The 21109-nt window shown below is 70.9% G+C and carries 18 protein-coding genes and 1 riboswitch; of the genes, 8 read left to right on the top strand and 10 right to left on the bottom strand.

Annotated elements, in window-relative coordinates; translation table 11 throughout:
* Positions 1-224: 224 nt before the first annotated feature.
* Positions 225-1010, top strand: coding sequence for a glucosamine-6-phosphate deaminase (nagB, locus tag EV562_RS14985; RefSeq protein ID WP_133887291.1), 786 nt, complete (start codon positions 225-227; stop codon positions 1008-1010).
* Positions 1011-1197: 187 nt separating this feature from the next.
* Here the strand turns inward: nagB and EV562_RS14980 are convergent, their stop codons facing one another.
* The 4 genes from EV562_RS14980 to dasA all read right to left on the bottom strand — a co-directional run bounded on the left by EV562_RS14980 (position 1198) and on the right by dasA (position 5876).
* The gene (locus EV562_RS14980) at positions 1198-2688 is read right to left on the bottom strand and encodes a glycoside hydrolase family 3 protein (protein ID WP_133887290.1); all 1491 of its coding nucleotides are present in this window, start codon (positions 2686-2688) and stop codon (positions 1198-1200) included.
* A gap of 8 nt (positions 2689-2696) precedes the next feature.
* Entirely contained in the window at positions 2697-3527 is an 831-nt protein-coding gene (locus tag EV562_RS14975) for a carbohydrate ABC transporter permease (RefSeq protein ID WP_133887289.1), read from the bottom strand.
* Positions 3524-4510, bottom strand: a complete 987-nt coding sequence (locus EV562_RS14970; RefSeq protein ID WP_133887288.1) for a sugar ABC transporter permease — start codon at positions 4508-4510, stop codon at positions 3524-3526. The genes EV562_RS14975 and EV562_RS14970 overlap by 4 nt, the downstream gene beginning before the upstream one ends.
* Before the next feature lie 88 nt (positions 4511-4598).
* Positions 4599-5876 carry a N,N'-diacetylchitobiose ABC transporter substrate-binding protein DasA gene (gene dasA, locus EV562_RS14965; RefSeq protein WP_133887287.1) on the bottom strand — a complete coding sequence of 426 codons (1278 nt, stop codon included), beginning with the start codon at positions 5874-5876 and terminating at the stop codon, positions 4599-4601.
* 453 nt (positions 5877-6329) lie between these two features.
* Between dasA and EV562_RS14960 the strand changes: the two genes are divergently transcribed.
* From EV562_RS14960 to EV562_RS14935, 6 genes are all read left to right on the top strand, one after another.
* On the top strand, positions 6330-7094 hold the full coding sequence (locus tag EV562_RS14960; RefSeq protein WP_003973740.1) for a GntR family transcriptional regulator: 765 nt from the start codon (positions 6330-6332) through the stop codon (positions 7092-7094).
* Between the two features lie 145 nt (positions 7095-7239).
* A complete protein-coding gene (locus EV562_RS14955) occupies positions 7240-7527 on the top strand; it encodes a DUF3311 domain-containing protein (protein WP_166661796.1) in 288 nt (95 codons plus the stop codon).
* Positions 7524-9134: a sodium:solute symporter family protein gene (locus EV562_RS14950; RefSeq protein WP_133887285.1), complete on the top strand. Its 1611-nt coding sequence runs from the start codon at positions 7524-7526 to the stop codon at positions 9132-9134. The genes EV562_RS14955 and EV562_RS14950 overlap by 4 nt, the downstream gene beginning before the upstream one ends.
* An 83-nt stretch (positions 9135-9217) precedes the next feature.
* Positions 9218-9724 carry a GNAT family N-acetyltransferase gene (locus tag EV562_RS14945; protein ID WP_133887284.1) on the top strand — a complete coding sequence of 169 codons (507 nt, stop codon included), beginning with the start codon at positions 9218-9220 and terminating at the stop codon, positions 9722-9724.
* A 61-nt stretch (positions 9725-9785) separates the two neighbouring features.
* Positions 9786-9947, top strand: a riboswitch (cobalamin riboswitch).
* 121 nt (positions 9948-10068) lie between these two features.
* Positions 10069-12444 (top strand): ribonucleoside-diphosphate reductase subunit alpha, encoded by a 2376-nt coding sequence (locus EV562_RS14940; protein WP_133887283.1) that lies wholly within the window; start codon positions 10069-10071, stop codon positions 12442-12444.
* Complete coding sequence (locus tag EV562_RS14935; protein WP_133887282.1) at positions 12444-13493, top strand: ribonucleotide-diphosphate reductase subunit beta; 1050 nt, start codon at positions 12444-12446, stop codon at positions 13491-13493. Before EV562_RS14940 ends, EV562_RS14935 begins: the two co-directional genes overlap by 1 nt.
* Here the strand turns inward: EV562_RS14935 and EV562_RS14930 are convergent.
* The gene (locus EV562_RS14930) at positions 13406-13687 is read right to left on the bottom strand and encodes a hypothetical protein (RefSeq protein WP_133887281.1); all 282 of its coding nucleotides are present in this window, start codon (positions 13685-13687) and stop codon (positions 13406-13408) included. The genes EV562_RS14935 and EV562_RS14930 overlap by 88 nt on opposite strands.
* A 92-nt stretch (positions 13688-13779) precedes the next feature.
* On the opposite strand from EV562_RS14930, the gene EV562_RS14925 reads away from it, so the two are divergent.
* Positions 13780-14748, top strand: coding sequence for a helix-turn-helix domain-containing protein (locus EV562_RS14925; protein ID WP_133887280.1), 969 nt, complete (start codon positions 13780-13782; stop codon positions 14746-14748).
* 15 nt (positions 14749-14763) lie between these two features.
* On the opposite strand, the gene EV562_RS14920 is transcribed toward EV562_RS14925, so the two are convergent.
* The 5 genes from EV562_RS14920 to EV562_RS14900 form a co-directional block, all read right to left on the bottom strand.
* Positions 14764-16140 carry a cytochrome P450 gene (locus EV562_RS14920; RefSeq protein ID WP_133887279.1) on the bottom strand — a complete coding sequence of 459 codons (1377 nt, stop codon included), beginning with the start codon at positions 16138-16140 and terminating at the stop codon, positions 14764-14766.
* Entirely contained in the window at positions 16137-17222 is a 1086-nt protein-coding gene (cyc1, locus tag EV562_RS14915) for an epi-isozizaene synthase (RefSeq protein WP_133887278.1), read from the bottom strand. Before cyc1 ends, EV562_RS14920 begins: the two co-directional genes overlap by 4 nt.
* A gap of 296 nt (positions 17223-17518) precedes the next feature.
* Positions 17519-18169, bottom strand: a complete 651-nt coding sequence (gene def / locus EV562_RS14910) for a peptide deformylase (protein WP_133887277.1) — start codon at positions 18167-18169, stop codon at positions 17519-17521.
* A 194-nt stretch (positions 18170-18363) separates the two neighbouring features.
* On the bottom strand, positions 18364-19344 hold the full coding sequence (locus EV562_RS14905; RefSeq protein ID WP_133887276.1) for a hypothetical protein: 981 nt from the start codon (positions 19342-19344) through the stop codon (positions 18364-18366).
* Between the two features lie 113 nt (positions 19345-19457).
* The gene (locus tag EV562_RS14900) at positions 19458-20633 is read right to left on the bottom strand and encodes a metal-dependent phosphohydrolase (RefSeq protein ID WP_243860066.1); all 1176 of its coding nucleotides are present in this window, start codon (positions 20631-20633) and stop codon (positions 19458-19460) included.
* Positions 20634-21109: the final 476 nt, after the last annotated feature.

The raw sequence follows: 21109 nt of genomic DNA, 5'->3' as shown, positions 1-21109 counted from the left end.
CGGACGCCCGGCATCCGGCCCCGGCCCGACCCCGACCCCGACCCCGCCCCCGGCGTTCGACGGCGGATCGGGCCCCACGCCCGGTGCCCGGCACACGCCGTCGCGCCCTCCACCCGCCTGACCGTTTCGGCGCGACCGCGCGGCTCCGCTCTGTTAGATTGGTCTAAACCACATAGCCAGTCCCGGGCCCCGGGTGAGTCCTCTCTTCGAAACGGCAGGCCAGCGTGGAAGTTGTCATCGTTCCCGATGCCAAGGCGGGCGGCGCACTCATAGCCGAGGCCATGGCACAGCTGCTCCGGCGCAAGCCCGACGCCCTGCTCGGGGTGGCCACCGGATCGACGCCGCTGCCCGTGTACGAGGCGCTGGCGGCCAAGGTGCGTTCGGGTGCCGTGGACACCGCGCGGGCGCGGATCGCCCAGCTCGACGAGTACGTGGAGCTGCCCGCGGAGCATCCGGAGTCGTACCGCTCCGTGCTGCGCCGCGAGGTGCTCGAACCGCTGGGCATCGGCATGGACGCGTTCATCGGCCCGGACGGGACGGCCCCGGACGTGCAGGCCGCGTGCGAGGCGTACGACCGGGCGCTGAGCGAGGCCGGCGGGGTCGATCTGCAGCTGCTGGGGATCGGCACCGACGGGCACATCGGTTTCAACGAGCCGTGCTCCTCGCTCGCCTCGCGGACGCGGATCAAGACGCTGACCGAGCAGACCCGCGTCGACAACGCGCGCTTCTTCGACGGCGACATCGAGCAGGTGCCGCACCACGTGATCACGCAGGGCATCGGCACCATCCTGGAGGCGCGGCACCTGGTCCTGCTCGCCACCGGCGAGGGCAAGGCCGACGCGGTCGCCGCGAGCGTCGAGGGACCGGTCGCGGCCGTGTGTCCGGCCTCCGCGCTGCAGCTGCACCCGCACGCCACGGTCGTCGTCGACGAGGCCGCCGCGTCCAAGCTGAAGCTCGCCGACTACTTCCGGCACACCTACGCCCACAAGCCGGACTGGCAGGGCATCTGACCTGCCCCGCTCCCGCCCGTCGCGGGGCCCGCGGGCGGCCCGGACACACCCGCGCGAAAGGCGCCGGATCCCGTCACGGGGGCCGGCGCCTTCCTCGTACCCCGGTCGCCCGTCCGCGTCGGCGGACAGGACAGCGAAGGCGCCGCCCCCTGCGGGACGGCGCCTTCCGTGCGGTGACGGGTGCGGGTCAGACGCCCGCGATGGCCTCCGCGGCCGCCCGGCCGCAGACGCGGGCCGCGCCGTGGGTGGCCAGGTGGCGGGCGCCGCGCGGTGCGGCGCGCGGGACGCCCATCTCGACGACGATCGTGTCCGGCCGGGCCGCCAGCAGGACGTCGAGGGCCGCCGCCATCCACGGGTGGCGGTGCTCGTCGCGGACGACGGCGACGATGCGGCGGGAGCCCGCCGCGGCCAGCGCCTCGGTCCCCGCGTCGGCGCCGTTGAAGCTCCCCGTCCCGGTGCCCGGCAGCAGACGGGCCAGCTCGGCGGCGACGCCCCAGGGCGTCTCGTCACCGACCGCGATGTTCGCCACGGGGGTGAACGCGGCGACGTACGGCGCCTCGGCGAGCGGGCCCGGGTCGTCGGCGACGGTGACGCGCAGGGCGCGGCGGGCCGCACGCAGCCCCACGTCGCCGTCGGCGGTGTCCGAGGCCCCGTCGGCGGGGCGGTTCGCCGCGGTCCAGCGGGCCAGGGCCCTGACCCGTTCCGCCGCGTCGGCCAGGCGCTCCTCGGAGAGTTCGCCCGCACGGACGGCCTCGACCAGCGCGTCGCTCAGCCGCCGTACCGTGCCCTCGTCGTGCAGCCCGCCGCCCACGCAGATCGCGTCGGCCCCGGCGGCGATGGCCATGACGGTGCCGCGTTCGATGCCGTAGGTGCCGGCGACGGCCTTCATCTCGATGCCGTCGGTGACGATGAGACCGTCGTAGCCCAGTTCACCGCGGAGCAGGTCGGTCAGGATGCGCCGGGACAACGTTGCCGGAAGTTCCGGGTCCAGGGCCGGGACCAGGATGTGGGCGCTCATCACCGCACGGCTGCCGGCGGCGATGGCGGCGCGGAAGGGGACCAGGTCGCGCTCGGCCAGCACATCGGCGCCCACGTCGATGCGCGGCATGGCGTGGTGGGAGTCGATGCCGGTGTCGCCGTGGCCCGGGAAGTGCTTGGCGGACGTGGCCACGCCCGCGGACTGCATCCCGGTGATGTAGGCGGCCGTGTGCCGGGCGACCAGGTCGGTGTCGGACCCGAAGGCGCGGACACCGATGACCGGGTTGTCCGGGTTGGAGTTCACGTCGGCGGACGGCGCCCAGTTGAAGTTGACACCCGCGGCGGCGAGCCGGCGGCCCAGTTCCGCGGCCACGGCCCGGGTGAGCCCGACGTCGTCCACGGCACCGAGGGCGTGGTTGCCGGGGAAGGAGGAACCGGTGCGCACCTCGAGACGGGTGACGTCACCGCCCTCCTCGTCGATCGCGACCAGCACGTCCTCGCGCTCGGCGCGCAGTCGGGCGGTCAGGGCGGCCACCTGCTCGGGCGAGGTGACGTTCCGTCCGAACAGGGCGACGGCCGCCAGCCCCTCGCCGATGCGGCGCAGCAGCCAGTCGGGGGCGGTGGTGCCGGCGAAGCCGGGCTGGAGGACGGCGAGGGCGTCGCGTGTGAGGGTGTCGGTGGCCCTGGCGAGGGTCGTCATCGGTGGTGCTATCCCTTCACGGCGCCGGCGGTCAGGCCGCTGACGGCCCTGCGCTGGAGGTAGACGAAGAGGATCAGGATCGGGACGGCGAAGAGCGAGGAGGCGGCCATGGTCGCACCCCAGTCGTCGCCGAAGACGGTCTGGAAGCTGGTCAGCCACAGCGGCAGGGTCTGGGACTCTGCCTCCTTGTTGACGACCAGGACGAGGGGCAGTTCGTTCCAGGCGGTGATGAAGCCGAACATCGAGGTGGACATCAGGCCCGGGGCGAGCAGCGGCAGGATGACGCGGCGGAAGGCCTGGAACCGGGTGCAGCCGTCGACCATCGCCGACTCCTCCAGCTCCTTCGGCACGGCGGCGACGAAGCCGCGCAGCGTCAGGATGGTGAAGGGCAGGATCATCATCATGTAGAAGAGGGTGAGCGGCACCAGGCTGTTCAGCATCGACGCGTCGCGCACGATCATGTAGATCGCGATGACCATGACTTCCCAGGGCGCCATCTGGGCGAGCATGAAGCCGACGATGAAGCCGCGCCGCCCCTTGAACCGCATCCGCGCCAGGGCGAAGGACCCGGCCAGCGCGATGATCAGCGAGAAGACGACCGCGCAGACGGTGACGATGAACGAGTTGCCGACGTAGGTCCAGAAGTGGTCGGCCTGGGTCGCGGTCTTGAAGTGCGCGAAGGTGACGTCGGTCGGGAACCAGACCGGGTCCTCCGAGATGATGTCGCCGGTCGGCTTGAAGGCCGTGGCGAACATCCAGTAGACGGGGAAGACGAGGCCGATGAACAGGACGACGGCCGTGACGTTGGGCCACGCGCGGCCGAAGAGCGAGCGCTTCACAGCTCGTCCTCCTCTTGCTTGAGCACGATCCTGAGGTAGTACGCGGTCAGGCCGAGCAGGATCAGGATGGTCAGGACCGCGATCGCCGCGCCCATGCCGTAGTGCTGGTTGCCGACGCCCTCGATGTAGGCGTAGACGGGCAGGATCTCGGTGAGGCGGTCGGGACCGCCGCCGTTGAACGTGTACACCTGCACGAACGCCTTGAAGATCCAGATGATCTCCAGGAACGTCGTCGCGTAGAGGAACGGGCGCAGGAACGGCAGGGTGACCGAGGTGAAGCTGCGCCAGACGCCGGCCCCGTCGAGTGCGGCGGCCTCGTACAGCTCGCCGGGGATGGTGGTGGTCGCCGCGTACAGGTTGATCGCGACGAAGGGGACGGACATCCAGACGATCAGCACGGTGACGACGAAGAAGGTCGAGAACTGGCTGCCGGTCCAGCTGAAGTCGGCCATGGAGTGCCAGCCGAGCTTGTCGAGCACCCAGTTGACGACGCCGAAGCGCTGGGCGAAGAGCCACTGGTAGACGGTGGTCGCGGCGACCACCGGCATGGCCCAGGCCAGGACCAGGCCGATCATCAGCACGAACCGCATCACCCTGCCCAGACGGGCGAGCAGCAGACCGATCAGGCCGCCCACCACCATGGTGAGGACGACGTTGACCGCGGTGAAGACGATGGAGCGGAGGGTGACGCGCCAGAATTCCTCGCCGGTGAGGACTTCCTTGTAGTTGTCGAAGCCGGTCCACTCGGTGACGTGCTGGATCAGCTGCGCCATGTTGAGGTTCTGGAAGGACAGCAGGCCGTCCTTCACCAGCGGCCAGCCGAGCAGCAGCACGGTGGCCGCGGCGGCGGGCAGCAACAGCAGATACGGGGCCAGTGCGCCGGCGCGCGACGCGGCTCCCGCTCTCGGCCCGCCGGTTCCCCCACCGTCCGCCTTGCGGACGTCCGACGGGCCTGAGGGCGGCCGTTCGGTCTGCACGGTCATGCTCGCGGTCTCTCTCTTCTCGACCTGTTCACCTCGACGCCGGGGCGGGGACCGTCCTGTGCCGGTCCCCGCCCCGGTCCACCCGGTGCTACTGCTGCTGTGCCAGGCGCTTGTTGAACTCGCCCTCGACCTGCTTGGCGGCCTCGGCCGGGGACTTCCCCTTCATGACGGCCGTCAGGTACGTCTTGATCGGGTTCGGGTCGTTCTCGACCGCGGCCCACTCCGGGATGAGCGGCGTGGTGTCACCGGTTCCGGCGGCCGGCGCGGCGGCCTCGGCGGCGGCGTTGCCCTTCAGGTTGCTCTGCAGCGCCTCCTTGTTCGGGATGACGCCGTTGGCCTTGGCCAGGCCGCCCTCGTACTTGTCGGAGAGCGCGAGCTTCAGGAACTCCTTGGCGAGGTCCTGCTTCTTGCTGCCCGCGGCGACGGCCAGGTTGGAGCCGCCGAGGAAGACGCCCTCGGGCTTGTCGGCCGCGGGGCCCGGGATGGTGAAGTAGCCGAGGTCCTTCTCGATCGCCGGGTTGGTGGCGATCGCGGTGGCACCTTCCCAGCCCATGCCGATGAACGCGCCGGTCTTGCCCTTGGCGAAGATCTCACCCTGCTGCGGGGTGGCCTCGTCCTTGTCCTTGGGGGCCTTGGAGAGGGCCTGGAACTTCTTGTAGGTCTCGGTGGCCGCGGCGACCTTCGGGTCGGACAGGTTGGAGACGTACTTGTCGCCGTCCTTCTTGACCAGTTCGCCGCCCTCGCCGATGACCAGGCCCACGAAGTGGTACCAGTTCTGGCCGGGCAGGTAGATCGGCTCGGCGTCGGTCTTGTCGCCGATGGTCTTGAGGTCGTTGTAGAACTCGTCGCGGGTCTTGGGCAGTTCCTTGATGCCCGCGTCCGCCCAGACCTTCTTGTTGTAGACGACGACGCGGTTGACCACGAACCACGGGGCCGCGTACTGCTTGCCCTCGAAGACGGCGGACTTGTTGAGGGACTCGGACCAGTCGGTGCCGATCTCGCCCTTGAGGTCGCTCAGGTCGGCGAGGCCGCCGGTCTTGGCGTAGGCCGGGGTCTGGGTGTTGCCGATCTCGAAGACGTCGGGCGGGTTCTCCTCGGACAGGGCGGTGGTCAGCTTCTGCTGGATGCCGTTCCACTTCTGGATCTCGAACTTGACCTTGGCCTTGGTCTTCGCCTCGAACTCCTTGGTGAGGTCCGCCTGCCAGTCGTCCGGCGAGGAACCGTCCATCACCCACACGGTGAGCGTCTCACCGGCGTACCCGTCGGCCCCGGCCTTCTTGTCACCGTCGTCGCTGTCGCCCCCGCATGCGGCGATCGAGACCATCATGCCCGCGATACCGATCGCGGCTATAAGCTTGCGCTTCACGCCATCCTCCTCAGGGATGCCACACAACCCCCCTGCCTCCCCGCGGTTGCTCGTCGACGCGGACCGCCCATGGGGCCGGGACCTGGACCAATGGTGTAGACCAGTACCGGGAGCTTGGCCCAGACCAATAGGACTGTCAAGGGTGTTCAAACTCCGTCAGTCCGTCCGTGATGGGACCGAGATATGCAGGGACCTTTCATTGCGCAAGCGACAGATCGGGCGGACCGGGACCGGGTGTACCACCGGCCGTCGAAGGGCGCGCCGACAGGGCTTCGCACGCGCGTACCAGCGGTGTCCGGCGCACCTGTGGACTAGACCAAGGGTGTTCCCCCGGGTATACAGAAGGGATCACGGAGCGTGCGGGGCCATCCCGGCACGAAGCCGTGCCACGATGTGAGCCGTGGCCGACAGGGATAGCGGTCGCTTCGGCACCCGGAGCCGGGAAGGCAGAGCATGAGCACCGACGTCAGCAGTGCGGAGAACGAGGGTGGGGCGACCGTCCGTACCGCGCGCGTGCCCAAGTACTACCGTCTGAAGAAGCATCTGCTCGACATGACCCGGACCCAGACGCCGGGCACGCCGGTCCCGCCCGAGCGCACCCTGGCCGCCGAGTTCGACACCTCGCGCACGACCGTGCGCCAGGCCCTGCAGGAGCTGGTCGTCGAGGGCCGCCTGGAGCGCATCCAGGGCAAGGGCACCTTCGTCGCCAAGCCCAAGGTGTCGCAGGCGCTGCAACTCACGTCGTACACCGAGGACATGCGGGCCCAGGGCCTCGAACCCACCTCGCAGCTGCTGGACATCGGCTACATCACCGCCGACGACCGGCTCGCCGGGCTGCTGGACATCACGGCCGGCGGCCGGGTGCTGCGCATCGAGCGGCTGCGCATGGCCAACGGCGAGCCGATGGCGATCGAGACCACCCACCTCAGCGCGAAGCGCTTCCCGGCGCTGCGCCGCTCCCTGGTGAAGTACACGTCCCTCTACACCGCGCTCGCCGAGGTGTACGACGTCCACCTCGCCGAGGCCGAGGAGACCATCGAGACCTCCCTCGCCACCCCGCGCGAGGCCGGCCTGCTCGGCACCGACGTCGGCCTGCCGATGCTGATGCTCTCCCGGCACTCGCAGGACCGCACCGGTCAGCCGGTGGAATGGGTGCGCTCGGTGTACCGGGGCGACCGCTACAAGTTCGTGGCCCGCCTCAAGCGCCCGCAGGACTAGGGCATACCCGGCATAGGCTCCCGCGCGCGGGCGCGAGATTGCAGTTGAGGACCGATATACGGACGAGGTCTTCCGCTGTCTTGACACCGTCACCTACATTTCGTGCGCACTGCACGAGGTGATCAGCGAGGGGACGGAGCCGCGCATGCCAGAAGACACAGGAGCGAGCAGAGAACCGGTGGTGACGCCGGTGCGCGTCGTCATCGGGCTCTGCCTCGTCGCACCGTTCGTCGCCATGCTGTGGGTCGGTTCGTACGCGAAGTCCGACCCGACGTTCATCGGCATCCCCTTCTTCTACTGGTACCAGATGGCCTGGGTGCTGATCTCCACGGTGCTGACGGTGATCGCGTACCAGCTGTGGCAGCGCGACCAGCGCGGACGTGCCGCCCACTCCGCCGCCGCCTCCACCCCGAAGGGCGGTGAGCCGCGATGAACGACGGCGTGAACGGCGTCGCACTCGCCGTCTTCATCTTCTTCTTCGTCCTCGTCACCGCCATGGGCTTCCTGGCCGCGCGCTGGCGCCGGGCCGAGAACGAGCACAGCCTCGACGAGTGGGGCCTCGGCGGCCGCTCGTTCGGCACCTGGGTCACCTGGTTCCTGCTGGGCGGCGACCTGTACACCGCGTACACCTTCGTGGCCGTCCCGGCGGCGATCTACGCGGCGGGCGCGTCCGGCTTCTTCGCGGTGCCGTACACGATCCTGGTCTACCCGCTGATCTTCACCTTCCTGCCCCGCCTGTGGTCGGTCTCGCACAAGCACGGGTACGTGACGACCTCGGACTTCGTGCGCGGCCGGTTCGGCTCCAAGGGCCTGTCGCTGGCGGTCGCCGTCACCGGCATCCTGGCGACGATGCCGTACATCGCGCTCCAGCTGGTCGGCATCCAGGCCGTCCTGGACGTGATGGGCGTCGGCGGCGGCGAGGACACCAACTGGTTCGTCAAGGACCTGCCGCTGCTGATCGCCTTCGGCGTGCTGGCGGCGTACACCTACTCCTCCGGACTGCGCGCGCCCGCGCTGATCGCGTTCGTGAAGGACACGCTGATCTACATCGTGATCGCGGTGGCGATCATCTACATCCCGATCAAGCTGGGCGGCTTCGACGACATCTTCGCGTCGGCGAGCGACAAGTTCACCGCGGCGGGCAAGGGCGGGGTGGTGCCGGACGCGGGAGGCCAGTGGACGTACGCGACCCTGGCGCTCGGCTCGGCCCTCGCGCTCTTCATGTACCCGCACTCGATCACCGCCACGCTGTCCTCGCGCAGCCGTGAGGTGATCCGGCGCAACACCACGATCCTGCCGCTGTACTCGCTGATGCTGGGCCTGCTCGCGCTGCTGGGCTTCATGGCGATCGCGGCCGGGGTCAAGGTGGAGAACGGCCAGCTGGCGATCCCGCAGCTGTTCGAGAACATGTTCCCGGACTGGTTCGCGGGCGTGGCCTTCGCGGCCATCGGCATCGGCGCCCTGGTCCCGGCGGCGATCATGTCGATCGCGGCCGCGAACCTCTTCACCCGCAACATCTACAAGGACTTCATCAAACCGGACGCCACGCCGCAGCAGGAGACCAAGGTCTCCAAGCTGGTGTCGCTCCTGGTGAAGGTGGGCGCGCTGATCTTCGTCCTGGGCATGGACAAGACCGTCGCGATCAACTTCCAGCTGCTGGGCGGCATCTGGATCCTGCAGACCTTCCCGGCCCTGGTCGGCGGCCTGTTCACCCGCTGGTTCCACCGCTGGGCGCTGCTCGGCGGCTGGGCGGTCGGCATGGTCTACGGCACGGTCGCCGCCTACGGCGTGGCCTCGCCGACGCAGAAGCACTTCGGCGGCTCCTCCGACGAGATTCCCGGCATCGGCGAGATCGGCTACATCGGTCTCACCGCCTTCGTGCTGAACGTCGTGGTCGCCGTGGTCCTGACCTTCGTCCTGAGGGCCCTCAAGGCGCCCGACGGCGTGGACGAGACCAGCCCGGCCGACTACACGGCGGACGCCGGAGACCCCGGTGTCCAGGTGGAACTGCCGCCGGCCACGGCGGGCAGCTCGCACTGACCCCGGCCGGAGTCCGGCTTCGAGGCGGGCCGTCGGAGAAATCCGGCGGCCCGCCGTCGTGTCCGTGGGGCACACTCGGGCGCATGGACTTCGCGATCCGGCCGGTGGCGGCCGACGAGTACGACATCCTCGGCGAGATCACGGCACAGGCCTATCTCCGGGACGGCCTCCTCGACTTCGGGGATGACGACACCTACCTCGGTGAGCTGAGGAACGTGGGCAAGCGGGCGGCGGCCGCGCAGGTGCTGGTCGCCGCGGCGGACGACCAGGTGCTCGGCGGCGTCACCTTCGTGCCCTCGGGCGGCCCCATGGCGGACATCGCGCGGCCCGGCGAGGCCGAGATACGCATGCTCGCCGTCTCCCGCCCGGCACGCGGCCGCGGGGCCGGTGAGGCCCTCGTGCGGGCCTGCCTCGACCGGGCACGGTCCGTCGAGGGGTGCACGGGCGTCGTGCTGTCGACCCAGCTCGCCATGCGCTCCGCCCACCGCCTCTACGAGCGCCTGGGTTTCGTGCGCACGCCCGACCGCGACTGGAACCCGCTTCCGGAGCTGGACGGCATGACGCTGCTCACCTACCGGCTGACGCTCTGACACCGAACCGGCGCGACGCCCGGGCACTGCGGCCGGACACAACATCTGGGGGTGCCGGCGGAGCCCGGCACTAGATGTATGCTCGTGCTCGCTGTCGCCGCAGGGGAATCCGGTGCGAATCCGGAACTGTCCCGCAACGGTGTACTTGCGTGCATCCGTACGTCTTCGCACGTGCGCGCACGCCTGTCCAGTCCGAGGACCTGCCGACGGTGCGCCCGGCCGAACCGGCCCGGGCGCCATGACGTCCGGGCCTCGTGGAGTGGGCCGGTGGACGCGACGCCGTGCGCGCTCGTGCCGCCCCCTGCCCTCCCCCAGGCCCCGTGCCGAGCGAGGGAGTGCTCCACGTGACCATCGCGCCAGCCGATCCGGCTTCAGCGACCCCGGTGACGGCGACCGGGGAATCCGACGGACCCGGTGCCGCCCTGCTGCGGACCCTGACCGGGCTCACCGCCGACCTCCCGAGCGCCGATCCCGGACGGGTGGCCGCCGCCGCGCTGCGCGGCCGGTCCGCCCGCGCCGACGAGGCCGAGCTGCGCGAGCTGGCCACGGAGGCGGCCGCCGGGCTGATCTCCGAGGACCCGGTCTACTCCCGGCTGGCCGCCCGGCTGCTGACCATCGGCATCCGCGACGAGGCCGCCTCGCAGGGTGTCGTCGCCTTCACCGACGCGGTCGCCACCGGGCACCGCGAGGGCCTGATCGCCGACCGCACCGCCGCGTTCGTCCGGCTGCACGGCGACCGCCTGGACGCGCTGGTCGACCCGGACGCCGACGACCGCTTCGGCTACTTCGGGCTGCGCACCGTGTACAGCCGCTACCTGCTGCGCCATCCGATCACCCGCAAGGCCGTCGAGACGCCCCAGCACTTCCTGCTGCGGGTCGCCGCCGGACTCGCCGAGGACGACACCGCCCGGTCGGTGGACGAGGTCGCCGCGCTCTACGGTCTGATGAGCCGCCTCGACTACCTGCCCTCCTCCCCCACCCTCTTCAACTCCGGCACCCGGCACGCCCAGATGTCGTCCTGCTACCTCCTGGACTCCCCCAAGGACGAACTGGACTCCCTCTACGACCGCCTGCACCAGGTGGCCCGCCTGTCCAAGCACGCCGGCGGCATCGGCATCGCCTACTCCCGCGTCCGCTCCCGCGGTTCGCTGATCCGCGGCACCAACGGGCACTCCAACGGCATCGTCCCGTTCCTGAAGACGCTGGACGCCTCGGTGGCCGCGGTGAACCAGGGCGGCCGGCGCAAGGGCGCCGCGGCGGTCTACCTGGAGACCTGGCACGCGGACGTCGAGGAGTTCCTGGAGCTGCGGGACAACACCGGTGAGGACGCCCGCCGTACGCACAACCTGAACCTGGCGCACTGGATCCCGGACGAGTTCATGCGCCGCGTGGACGCCGACGGGTCCTGGTCGCTGTTCTCCCCCGCCGACGTGCCGGAGCTGACCGATCTGTGGGGCGAGGAGTTCGACGCCGCGTACCGCAGGGCGGAGGAGGCGGGGCTCGCCCGCAGGACGCTGCCCGCCCGTGAGCTGTACGGCCGCATGATGCGCACCCTGGCGCAGACCGGCAACGGCTGGATGACCTTCAAGGACACCGCCAACCGCACGGCCAACCAGACCGCGACCCCCGGCCACGTCGTCCACTCCTCCAACCTCTGCACGGAGATCCTGGAGGTCACGGACGACGGGGAGACGGCGGTCTGCAACCTCGGCTCGGTCAACCTCGGCGCGCTCGTCGACCGGACGGCGGGCGACATCGACTGGGAGCGCCTGGACGCCACCGTCCGCACCGCCGTGACCTTCCTGGACCGGGTCGTCGACGTCAACTTCTACCCGACCGAGCAGGCGGGCCGCTCCAACGCCCGCTGGCGCCCGGTCGGGCTCGGCGCGATGGGCCTGCAGGACGTCTTCTTCCAGCTGCGCCTGCCCTTCGACTCGCCCGAGGCGAAGGCCCTGTCCACCCGCATCGCCGAGCGGATCATGCTCGCCGCGTACGAGACCTCCGCCGACCTCGCCGAGCGCGACGGCCCCGCCCCGGCCTGGGACAAGACCCGTACGGCACAGGGCGTGCTGCACCCGGACCACTACGGCGTCGAGCCCGCCTGGCCGGAGCGCTGGGCCGCGCTGCGCGCCCGCATGGCGACGACCGGGCTGCGCAACTCGCTGCTCCTGGCGATCGCGCCGACCGCGACCATCGCCTCCATCGCCGGTGTCTACGAGTGCATCGAGCCGCAGGTGTCCAACCTGTTCAAGCGCGAGACGCTGTCCGGTGAGTTCCTCCAGGTCAACTCGTACCTGGTGGACGACCTCAAGCGGCTCGGCGTGTGGGACGCGCGCACCCGTGAGGCGCTGCGCGAGGCGAACGGATCGGTGCAGGGCTTCTCCTGGATCCCCGAGGACGTGCGCGCGCTGTACCGCACCGCCTGGGAGATCCCGCAGCGCGGCCTGATCGACATGGCCGCCGCCCGCACCCCGTACCTCGACCAGGCGCAGTCCCTCAACCTGTTCCTGGAGACGCCGACCATCGGGAAGCTCTCCTCGATGTACGCGTACGCCTGGAAGCAGGGCCTGAAGACCACGTACTACCTGCGTTCACGCCCGGCGACGCGCATCGCCCGCGCCGCGGCCCGCGCCACCACCGTCCCCGTGCAGGCCGCCCCGGACCCCGAGGCGGTCGCCTGCTCCCTGGAGAACCCCGAGTCCTGCGAGGCCTGCCAGTAATGACCACCGAGACCCCCGCGAACCCCGCGAACGCTTCGAACCGCGTCACGAAGAACCTGCTCGACCCGGGCTTCGAGCTGACCCTGCGCCCGATGCGCTACCCGGACTTCTACGAGCGCTACCGGGACGCCATCAAGAACACCTGGCACGTCGAGGAGGTCGACCTCCACTCGGACGTCGCCGACCTGGCGAGGCTCAGCCCCGAGGAGCAGCACCTGATCGGCCGGCTGGTGGCCTTCTTCGCCACCGGTGACTCGATCGTGGCGAACAACCTGGTGCTGACGCTGTACAAGCACATCAACTCCCCCGAGGCGCGGCTGTACCTGAGCCGGCAGCTCTTCGAGGAGGCCGTCCACGTCCAGTTCTACCTGACCCTTCTGGACACCTATCTGCCCGACCCGGAGGACCGTGCCGCCGCGTTCGCGGCCGTGGAGAACATCCCCTCCATCCGGGAGAAGGCCGAGTTCTGCTTCCGGTGGATGGACTCGGTGGAGTCGATGGACCGCCTGGAGTCCCGGGCCGACCGGCGCCGTTTCCTGCTGAACCTGATCTGCTTCGCCGCGTGCATCGAGGGTCTGTTCTTCTACGGCGCCTTCGCCTACGTCTACTGGTTCCGCAGCCGGGGTCTGCTGCACGGTCTGGCCACCGGCACCAACTGGGTGTTCCGGGACGAGACCATGCACATGTCCTTCGCGTTCGACGTCGTCGACACCGTCCGCAAGGAGGAGCCGGAGCTGTTCGACGAGCGGCTCGGGGAGCAGGTCACCGACATGCTCAGGGAGGCCGTCGAGGCCGAGCTGCAGTTCGCGCGCGACCTGTGCGGTGACGGCCTCCCGGGCATGAACACCGACTCGATGCGGCAGTACCTGGAGTGCGTGGCCGACCAGCGTCTGACCCGGCTCGGCTTCGCCCCGGTCTACGGCTCCGAGAACCCCTTCTCCTTCATGGAGCTGCAGGGGGTTCAGGAGTTGACCAACTTCTTCGAGCGGCGCCCCTCGGCGTACCAGGTGGCGGTGGAGGGCACCGTCGACCTGTCGGAGGACTTCTGAGTCCTCCGCGTCTTCGCGGGCTGCCGGGTCTGCTGGGTCTCCTTCCTCTGGCTCCTCCTCTCCTGGGCCTCCCTGATCTGCCGGTCGACGCGCTTGTCGCGCACGACGCCGATCACCGAGGGAAGGACCATGAGGACGAGGAGTCCGACGGTCGCGAGCATTCCGACAAGGCCTTCGATCTGGTTTCCGGTCATGACACCACTGTCGCGCCGGATGCTCCTTACCGGGAGTGGCAGGACTGCCGTAGGGCCTCGATTTCCTGCCACTTCCGAGGCACACTGGCGGCATGCTGCGCAACGTGGCCGCCGTCCTGCTGGACGGCGCGCATCCCTTCGAACTGGGCGTGATCTGCGAGGTCTTCGGCACCGACCGGAGCGACGAGGGCCTGCCGGAGTACGACTTCGCGGTGGTCTCCGCGGAGGGCCCCACGCTGGGCACCCACGTCGGCGGCCTGACCGTCTCCACGCCGTACGGACTCGACCGGCTGGAGGAGGCGGACCTGATCGCGGTGCCGGCGGGCAGCGACTTCGTCCGCCGGGAGTACCCGCCCGAGTTGCTGGAGGTCCTGCGCAGGGCGACGGACCGGGGCACGCGCGTGCTGAGCGTGTGCTCCGGCGTCTTCGTGCTGGGCGCCGCCGGCCTGCTGGACGGGCGGCGCTGCGCGGTGCACTGGCACCACGCCGCCGAGCTGCGCCGGCAGTACCCGCGCGCCGAGGTCGCGCCGGACGTGCTCTACGTCGACGAGGACCCGGTGATCACGTCCGCCGGGACCGCCGCGGGCATCGACGCCTGCCTGCACATCGTGCGCAAGGAGCAGGGCCCCGAGGTCGCCAACCGCATCGCCCGGCGGATGGTGGTGCCGCCGCACCGGGACGGCGGACAGGCGCAGTACATCGAGCGGCCGCTGCCGCGCTCCTCCTGCGACACCGTCGGCGAGGTGCTGGCCTGGATGGAGCAGCACCTCGACGAGGAGGTCACCGTCGAGCAGCTCGCGGCCCGGGCGCACATGTCCCCGCGCACCTTCGCCCGCCGCTTCCAGCAGGAGACCGGCACGACCCCTTACCGCTGGATCCTGCGCCAGCGCGTGCTGCTGGCCCAGCGTCTGCTGGAGGCGACGGACGAGACGATGGACGCGATCGCCTGGCGCACCGGGTTCGGCACGGCGGCGGCCCTGAGGCACCAGTTCGTCCGGGCCCTGGGCACCACGCCGCACGCCTACCGGCGCACCTTCCGGGGTCCGGAGGCGGCCGCCTGATCCGCCCCGGAGGGGTCACCGCGCCAGGGGCCTGACCAGCAGGTCGTGCGGGCGCAGCGTGATGCCGACACGGACCGCGTCGCTGGAGCCCGTCACCTGCTCGAAGCGGTACTTCGCGGCGAGCGCGGCCGTGATCAGCGTGAGCTGAGCCATCGAGAAGTGGTCGCTGGGGCACTTCCGCTTGCCCGCGCTGAACGGCTTCATGGCGTACTTCGGGACGTCCTTCGCGCGTTCCGGAAGCCACCGGTCGGGGTCGAACTCCAGGTTGTCGTCGTACGACTTCGGATCGCGCTGGATTGCGTACGGACTGTAGATGATGTCCGCACCGGCCGGAATGCAATAGCCACCGAGTTCGGTCTCGGCCACCGCACGCCGCGTCAAAACCCATACGGCGGGGCGCAAACGCATGGCCTCGACTATGACATTGCCGGTGTGCGTGAGCTTGCGGACGTCCTCGAATGCGACCGGGCGCCCGCCGGTGACCGCTTCGACTTCGTCGCGTATGCGGTCGGCATGTTCCGGATGGTCGGCAAGTGCCTGGAGCAACCACATGATCGTGGACGCGATGGTTTCGCTTCCGGGGGTCAGTATCGCGACCACCTGGTCGTGGATCTCCTGTTCCCCGATGAGGTCGCCATTGTCGTCCTTCGCGTCCAGCAATGCCGTGAGCAAATCGTCCGGCTTTTGACCGGATGCCCTGCGCTCGGCGATGATCTCGTCCACCAGGAGATGCAGATCGGCCAAAGCGTTGTTGAATTGGCGGTTGGCCGGAAACGGCAGCCGGTACAGCGGTCCGAGCGGCACCACCATGCGCCGGTACATGCCCCGGAAGACGGTGGCGAGCGCCACGCACAGCCGCTCGGCCCGCTCGTCCATGTACTGCCCGCGCAGCAGGCAGCGGGCGGCGACGCGCACGGCGACCCGGAAGGACTCGGAGGTGGCGTCGACGGTCTCCCCCGGCCGCCAGCGCTCGGTGAGCGCGTGCGCCTCCTCCTCCATGATCGGCCCGTACGCGGGAATCGCGTCGAGCCGGAAGGCCGGCTGGATGGTGCGCCGCTGGCGGCGGTGGAGCGGGCCGTTGGCGGTCGCCACGCCCTCCTTGCCGAGCAGGCCCTCCAGCGACTCCCACAGCGGGCCGGCGATGTGGTAGTCGGGGCTGAGCGCGAGGGCGCCGGTCAGCTCCGGGTCGGTGACCGCGTAGACGGTCTTGGGGCCGAGCTTGATGCGCACGACGTCGCCGTGGTCGCGCAGCTGGGACATGAAGGCCAGCGGATCGCGGGCCAGCCGCCAGCCGTGGCCGAGCAGCGGCACGCCGCCGCCCGCGACGGGCGGCTCGCGCAGGTCGGGTGCCTGTGGTGCGCGGGTTTCGGGATGGACGGATTCGACGGTCATTTCTCACCTGCCGCTTCGTTGTTGACGTACGGGGGCGTGGACCGGTCGTCCCAGCTGTCGACCATGTACCGGCCGGACTCGTGGTGGAACCAGTAGACGGAACTGAACCAGTTCCGCATATTGCCGACGTTGGCCCGTACGGCGCCGCTCAGTTCCTTTCCGCGCACGGTCCCGTCGGCGAGCCGGTCGGCGAACCGTAACGCGTCCCGTTCCACGTCCAGGAATTCGTTGATGCATTCCTCGACGCGGCGCCGGACTTCTGCGACGGATTCCTCCAGCGTGAGTGAATGATGGGTGATGAGACTGATTCCGAGATTGTGGACCTCATCGCCCGCTATCTCCTTGGGGAGTGAGCAGAGGTCGTTGTACCAGGCGGCGAATTCCTGACTGAGCAACGCCGCCCGGCGGTATGCCGGGTGTTTCCGCACGGCGTCCGGGAGTTCACAGCCGGAACTCGGCTCCAGCAGGTCGGTCCAGATCCAGTGCGCGAACGTGAGCCGGCGCAGCTCGAGGTACTCCTCCACGCCGGGCACGATTCCGCGCGTGCGGTTGTGGAATTCGCGGTCGTACGCCTCGATCACCGCGTGGAAGTGCCGGGCGAACCGGGCGTTCCAGGTGGCCGGCAGGAAGGCGTAGAGCCGCCGCACGCTGTCGGCGAACCCGGCCACCAGCGTGTCCTCGTGGTGCAGGTGGTCCCCCGGTGAGTCGAGTGCCGCGTGCAGGCGGCCGCGCAGTCGGCGCCAGGCACCGGACCGGCCGTGGACGATGTCGCGGTCGTGCCGGTCGTCCCAGACGAAGAACCACGCGCTGTAGTCCGCTATCGCCTGCATGACCTCGTCGGGGGCGCCCAGGTAGTACCCCGCCATGAGGTCCGTGTAGCACAGGCCGTCGGCATATTCCTCGACCTTGTCCGGCGGCATGAGCCGCTTTTCGAGCAGCCACGCGCGGGTGGCCTCCTGGAGCCTGGGCCAATACGGGTGCAGCTGCCGGGGAAATTCCGCCTCGATCACCGGAAGACGGAGCGATGGTGGTACTGCGATCGCGGTCGGTGTCGTTGTGGTGCCGTGTGGGAAAGCATGCACGAACAAACCCCTCTCAGCCGCCGGTGGCGCACCCCTCCCGCCGAGCGGGGCGTGCGCCGTTGCGTATCCCCGCACTTCCCATTCAGCACCACAACTGACCGTTCTGGGAACGGATTTGCTCCATTCACTACCCCTGGGTGCCGGAATCCTCCTGTTGTGTGTCGGCTTTCCTTCGACGCGCACGGGCGCGCGCACAGACGTGTGCACGGACACCCCGAACGGACGAACGGCGCCCGCTCGGGCGGAACCCGAACAGGCGCCGTGCGCGCGGGAGATGTGTGACCCGTGGGGCTGCGTCAGTCGTTCGCGACCACGGGGTAGCGGGGCTCGTTCTCGGCCATCTGCCGCAGGGCGTCCTTGCGTTCGCGCTTGGAGAGCCGGTCGATGTACAGGTACCCGTACAGGTGGTCCGTCTCGTGCTGCAAACACCGTGCGAAGTACCCGGTGCCGCGCACCTTGACGGGGTTGCCCTTCTCGTCCTGCCCGGTCACCTCGGCGTAGTCGGGGCGGGCGAGCGGCGCGTAGGCGGTCGGCACGGACAGGCAGCCCTCGTTGCTGTCGTCCAGGCGGCGCCGGTCGGCGGGCAGTTCGACGAGCCGGGGGTTGCAGACCACGCCGACGTGGCGGACGCCCTCGTCGTCGGGGCAGTCGTAGACGAAGACCTTCTTGGCGACGCCGATCTGGTTGGCGGCCAGTCCCACGCCCTCGGCGGTGCGCTGGCTGGCGAACATGTCGGCCACCAGCTGCTGGAACTCCTCGCCGAAGTCGGTGACGTCCTCGCACTCCTTGTGCAGCACCGGGTTGCCGACCACCGTGATCGGACGTGAGGTGCCGCGCCCGCGCCAGTCGGCCTCGCGCTCCTCGCAGTCCTCGGTGTCGACGACGAACCCCTCGTCGTCCACGGGGAGCACGCCCGGGTGCTGCTGATCGGTGTCCTGCTGGGCCATGACCGACGTATGCCTTCCTGGATGAAACAGGGGTTGATGCCTGGTACAGGGTACGGGGAGCGGGCCCCCGCGGTGGCCCGGGTCTGTGCCGGTATGCGAGGGACCGCCCGGGCGCGACCGGCCACGACGGCGGACGACGGGGCGACGCGGCGACGGCGCGAAGGGGGCAGGGGACCGGCCTCGGCAGAACGGCCTCAGCAGACCTCTTCGAGATCCCGCCAGTCACGGGAGTCCGGGCTGTCGGCCACCCACCCGTCCAGCAGCCCCTTCACCAGCCCGGCCGGCGCGGCCACCCCGCACTCCCGCTCCGGCACCCACTGCTGACCGTCGGTGCGGTGCCCCAGAGGCCCCGGGTGCCCGGGTTCGCTGTGGTCGTGCGGATCGAGGTGCTCGCCCTCGCCCTCGTCGGACAGCATCCGGGACTCCGAGCACGTCCGGCACAGCAGCCGGACCGAGGACGACCAGTCCTCGGCGGCGAACCCGGCGTCGGCGGCCAGCTGCTCCAGGGCGTCCCGGTCGGCCTCGGTGGCGGCCTCCAGGAGGACCACCCAGGTGGGAACGGGTGACGGCGCCCACAGCTCGATCTCGTCGAAGACCGGGTAGGAGGGCCCCGCCGAGGTCGTCCGCTCCCCGTGCGGCACGCCGTCGTGCAGGACGACCTCGCCCCAGCGCCGCCCGGACGACGGCAGCGGGATGGACAGCACCTCGACGCGGGCGGGGTCGAGCCGCCGCCCCCACACCACCTCGGCCTCGCCCTCCGGCGACAGCCGTACGGCGGCGCTGCCGAGGTCCATGCCGAGCGGCTCCCCGGCGTCCGTGGCGTCCCCGGGGGTGCGCAGCCCGTAGGCCTGCCAGGCCCGGCGGGCCAGCGGCCAGTCCTGCAGGGCGGTCGCGGCGATGCCGACGTTCCACCAGTCGGGGGCGCCGGTGTCGCGGTCGAGCAGGGCGACGGCCCTCAGACCGGCCGCCCTCGCCTGCTCCCAGTCGTGCCGGAACTTGTGCAGCAGCGCCAGGTTGAACCAGGACTCCGACAGCCAGGGCTCCAGGTCCGCCGCCCGCGTCAGCAGCGCACCCGCGTCCTCGTAGCGACCGTCGCCGATGAGCGTGAACGCGCGGTCGGTGGCCTGCCGCCAGGAGGCGGAGGGCCGGTGCCGTGCCTTGCCGAAGATCCTCACGATTCCCGCCTGCCAGTTCCGTTCAGTGGGCTGGCTGTGCCTTTCGCGCCCCCGGACACCCTCTCCCGGGCATCAAACCACGTACGGCTGCGGAGGCGCTCATTACCCATGGGTTACCCAGCCGAGGGCTCGCTAAGGCTGCTCCGGGCAAGGACCCGGGCCAGCGCTTCCACGACCTCGGGAGCGTAGTCGCCCGCGGTGGCCAGGCGCAGCTCCTCCAGGGCCGTCAGGACCCCGCCCGGTCCCGCGTCCCGCGCCTTCTCCTCGTAGGCGTTCACGACGCGCACGATCCGCGCGGCGACGGGCTGCTCCCGGCAGGGGTCGGCCTGCCGCTCCACCACCACCGCGACCGCCGCGTCGACGCCGGTCTGGCGGACGACGGCTCCGCCGAGCAGCGCGATCCGCCGCTGTTCGGAGACCGGCAGGTCCGCGGTGGCCCCCGCCGGGACCGGGTCGACCAGGCTCAGCTGGCCGATGTCGTGCATGAGGGCGGCGTACTCCAGCACGGTCAGCTCGGCCCCGGAAAGCCCCAGCTCCCGGCCGACGGCCACGCCGAGCCCGGCGACGCGGTGGGCGTGCCCGGTCGGGGTGTACCCGGCGATCTCGGTGGCACGGGCCAGGGAGGCGATGGTCTGCCGGTAGGTGGCCCGGACGGCCGCGTACCGGCGGTAGGACAGCTGGGCGAGCAGCAGTGGCACGCAGAAGACGGGGAGCGCCCACAGGCCCGCGACGCTCACCGCGAGCGCCATCACCGCGCCGGTCGCGCACACCGCCGAGGTGATGCCGACCATGCCGCGCAGTTCCTCCCGCAGCAGCGGGCCGAACGGCCACCCGGTGCGCGCGTGGGCGGGCGCGGCGGCGAGGACGGCGTCGCACAGGGTGGTCAGGGCGAGCAGCGCGAGCAGCAGCGGCGCGTAGGCGGGGCCGCTCCAGTCCCGGAAGGCGCCCTGACCGGACAGGGGCTGGAAGCACACGGCGGCGAAGGCGACGGTGAGCACGCGCCGCGCCAGGTGGTCGAGGACCGGTCCGCTGCCCCGGGCCACGTAGGGCACGCTGCCGAGCAGGGAGGCGGCGAGCACGACGGTGACGGTCTGGGCGACGCCGTGCTGCGCGGGCTGCCCGCGGACGTCGCCGAGCAGCGCGTAGGCCAGCGCGCCCGCGGCCCCGAGCGGAGCGGCCTCGCGGACCTCGGCACCGGTCCTGCGGGTCAGTTCGCCGAGGACGACGAGGCCCCCGAAGGCGAGCGCGACGTGCCGCTGCACGGGACCCGTCGCGAGCACGGAGGCCAGGCACCCGAGCGCGACGAGCCCGGCGCACCCGGGGACGAGCAGTCCGGCAGCCGGGGCGGGGAACGGGGACCGGCGCCTCCCCCCGTCTCCCGGCGACGAGAGGGTGCGCTCCCGCCCCGGCGGTGGCGGGGCGGGGGTCGGGACGCGTGGCTCCGGAGGCGTCACGTTGCACCTCCGCCCGCACGCCCGCCACGCCCCGCGGCCTCCGGCCGGCGCCTTTGTTCCGTGCACACCTTCCGGCCCCGCGGGGGGCGGGTCGCCACCCGGCGTAGCAGGGTGGCGACCGCGCCGCACGGGGCCGCCGAGAGCCGTTTCGTTGCCGGGTGCGGGGGGTTTCTGGCTGGTCGCGCAGTTCCCCGCGCCCCTGGGGCGGTCATCGCGCCCGGCGCGACGTCCGCCACCACGGCCCTCCGCCCGGCCCCTCCGCCGCGCCCTGACCTCCGGACACGGCCGTATGGCGCCGGTCGTCCCGAGCC

It is taken from the genome of Streptomyces sp. BK208 (genome assembly GCF_004364245.1).
GTDB lineage: Bacteria > Actinomycetota > Actinomycetes > Streptomycetales > Streptomycetaceae > Streptomyces.
This window is presented reverse-complemented; position numbering and strand designations above follow the sequence as displayed.

Excerpts from the sequence above, each read along its gene's own strand:
- EV562_RS14980 (WP_133887290.1), bottom strand. The coding sequence starts at position 2,688 with ATGACGACCCTCGCCAGGGCCACCGACACCCTCACACGCGACGCCCTC.
- EV562_RS14970 (WP_133887288.1), bottom strand. The coding sequence starts at position 4,510 with ATGACCGTGCAGACCGAACGGCCGCCCTCAGGCCCGTCGGACGTCCGC.
- EV562_RS14960 (WP_003973740.1), top strand. The coding sequence starts at position 6,330 with ATGAGCACCGACGTCAGCAGTGCGGAGAACGAGGGTGGGGCGACCGTC.
- EV562_RS14955 (WP_166661796.1), top strand. The coding sequence starts at position 7,240 with ATGCCAGAAGACACAGGAGCGAGCAGAGAACCGGTGGTGACGCCGGTG.
- EV562_RS14950 (WP_133887285.1), top strand. The coding sequence starts at position 7,524 with ATGAACGACGGCGTGAACGGCGTCGCACTCGCCGTCTTCATCTTCTTC.
- EV562_RS14945 (WP_133887284.1), top strand. The coding sequence starts at position 9,218 with ATGGACTTCGCGATCCGGCCGGTGGCGGCCGACGAGTACGACATCCTC.
- EV562_RS14935 (WP_133887282.1), top strand. The coding sequence starts at position 12,444 with ATGACCACCGAGACCCCCGCGAACCCCGCGAACGCTTCGAACCGCGTC.
- EV562_RS14930 (WP_133887281.1), bottom strand. The coding sequence starts at position 13,687 with ATGACCGGAAACCAGATCGAAGGCCTTGTCGGAATGCTCGCGACCGTC.
- EV562_RS14925 (WP_133887280.1), top strand. The coding sequence starts at position 13,780 with ATGCTGCGCAACGTGGCCGCCGTCCTGCTGGACGGCGCGCATCCCTTC.
- EV562_RS14920 (WP_133887279.1), bottom strand. The coding sequence starts at position 16,140 with ATGACCGTCGAATCCGTCCATCCCGAAACCCGCGCACCACAGGCACCC.
- def (WP_133887277.1), bottom strand. The coding sequence starts at position 18,169 with ATGGCCCAGCAGGACACCGATCAGCAGCACCCGGGCGTGCTCCCCGTG.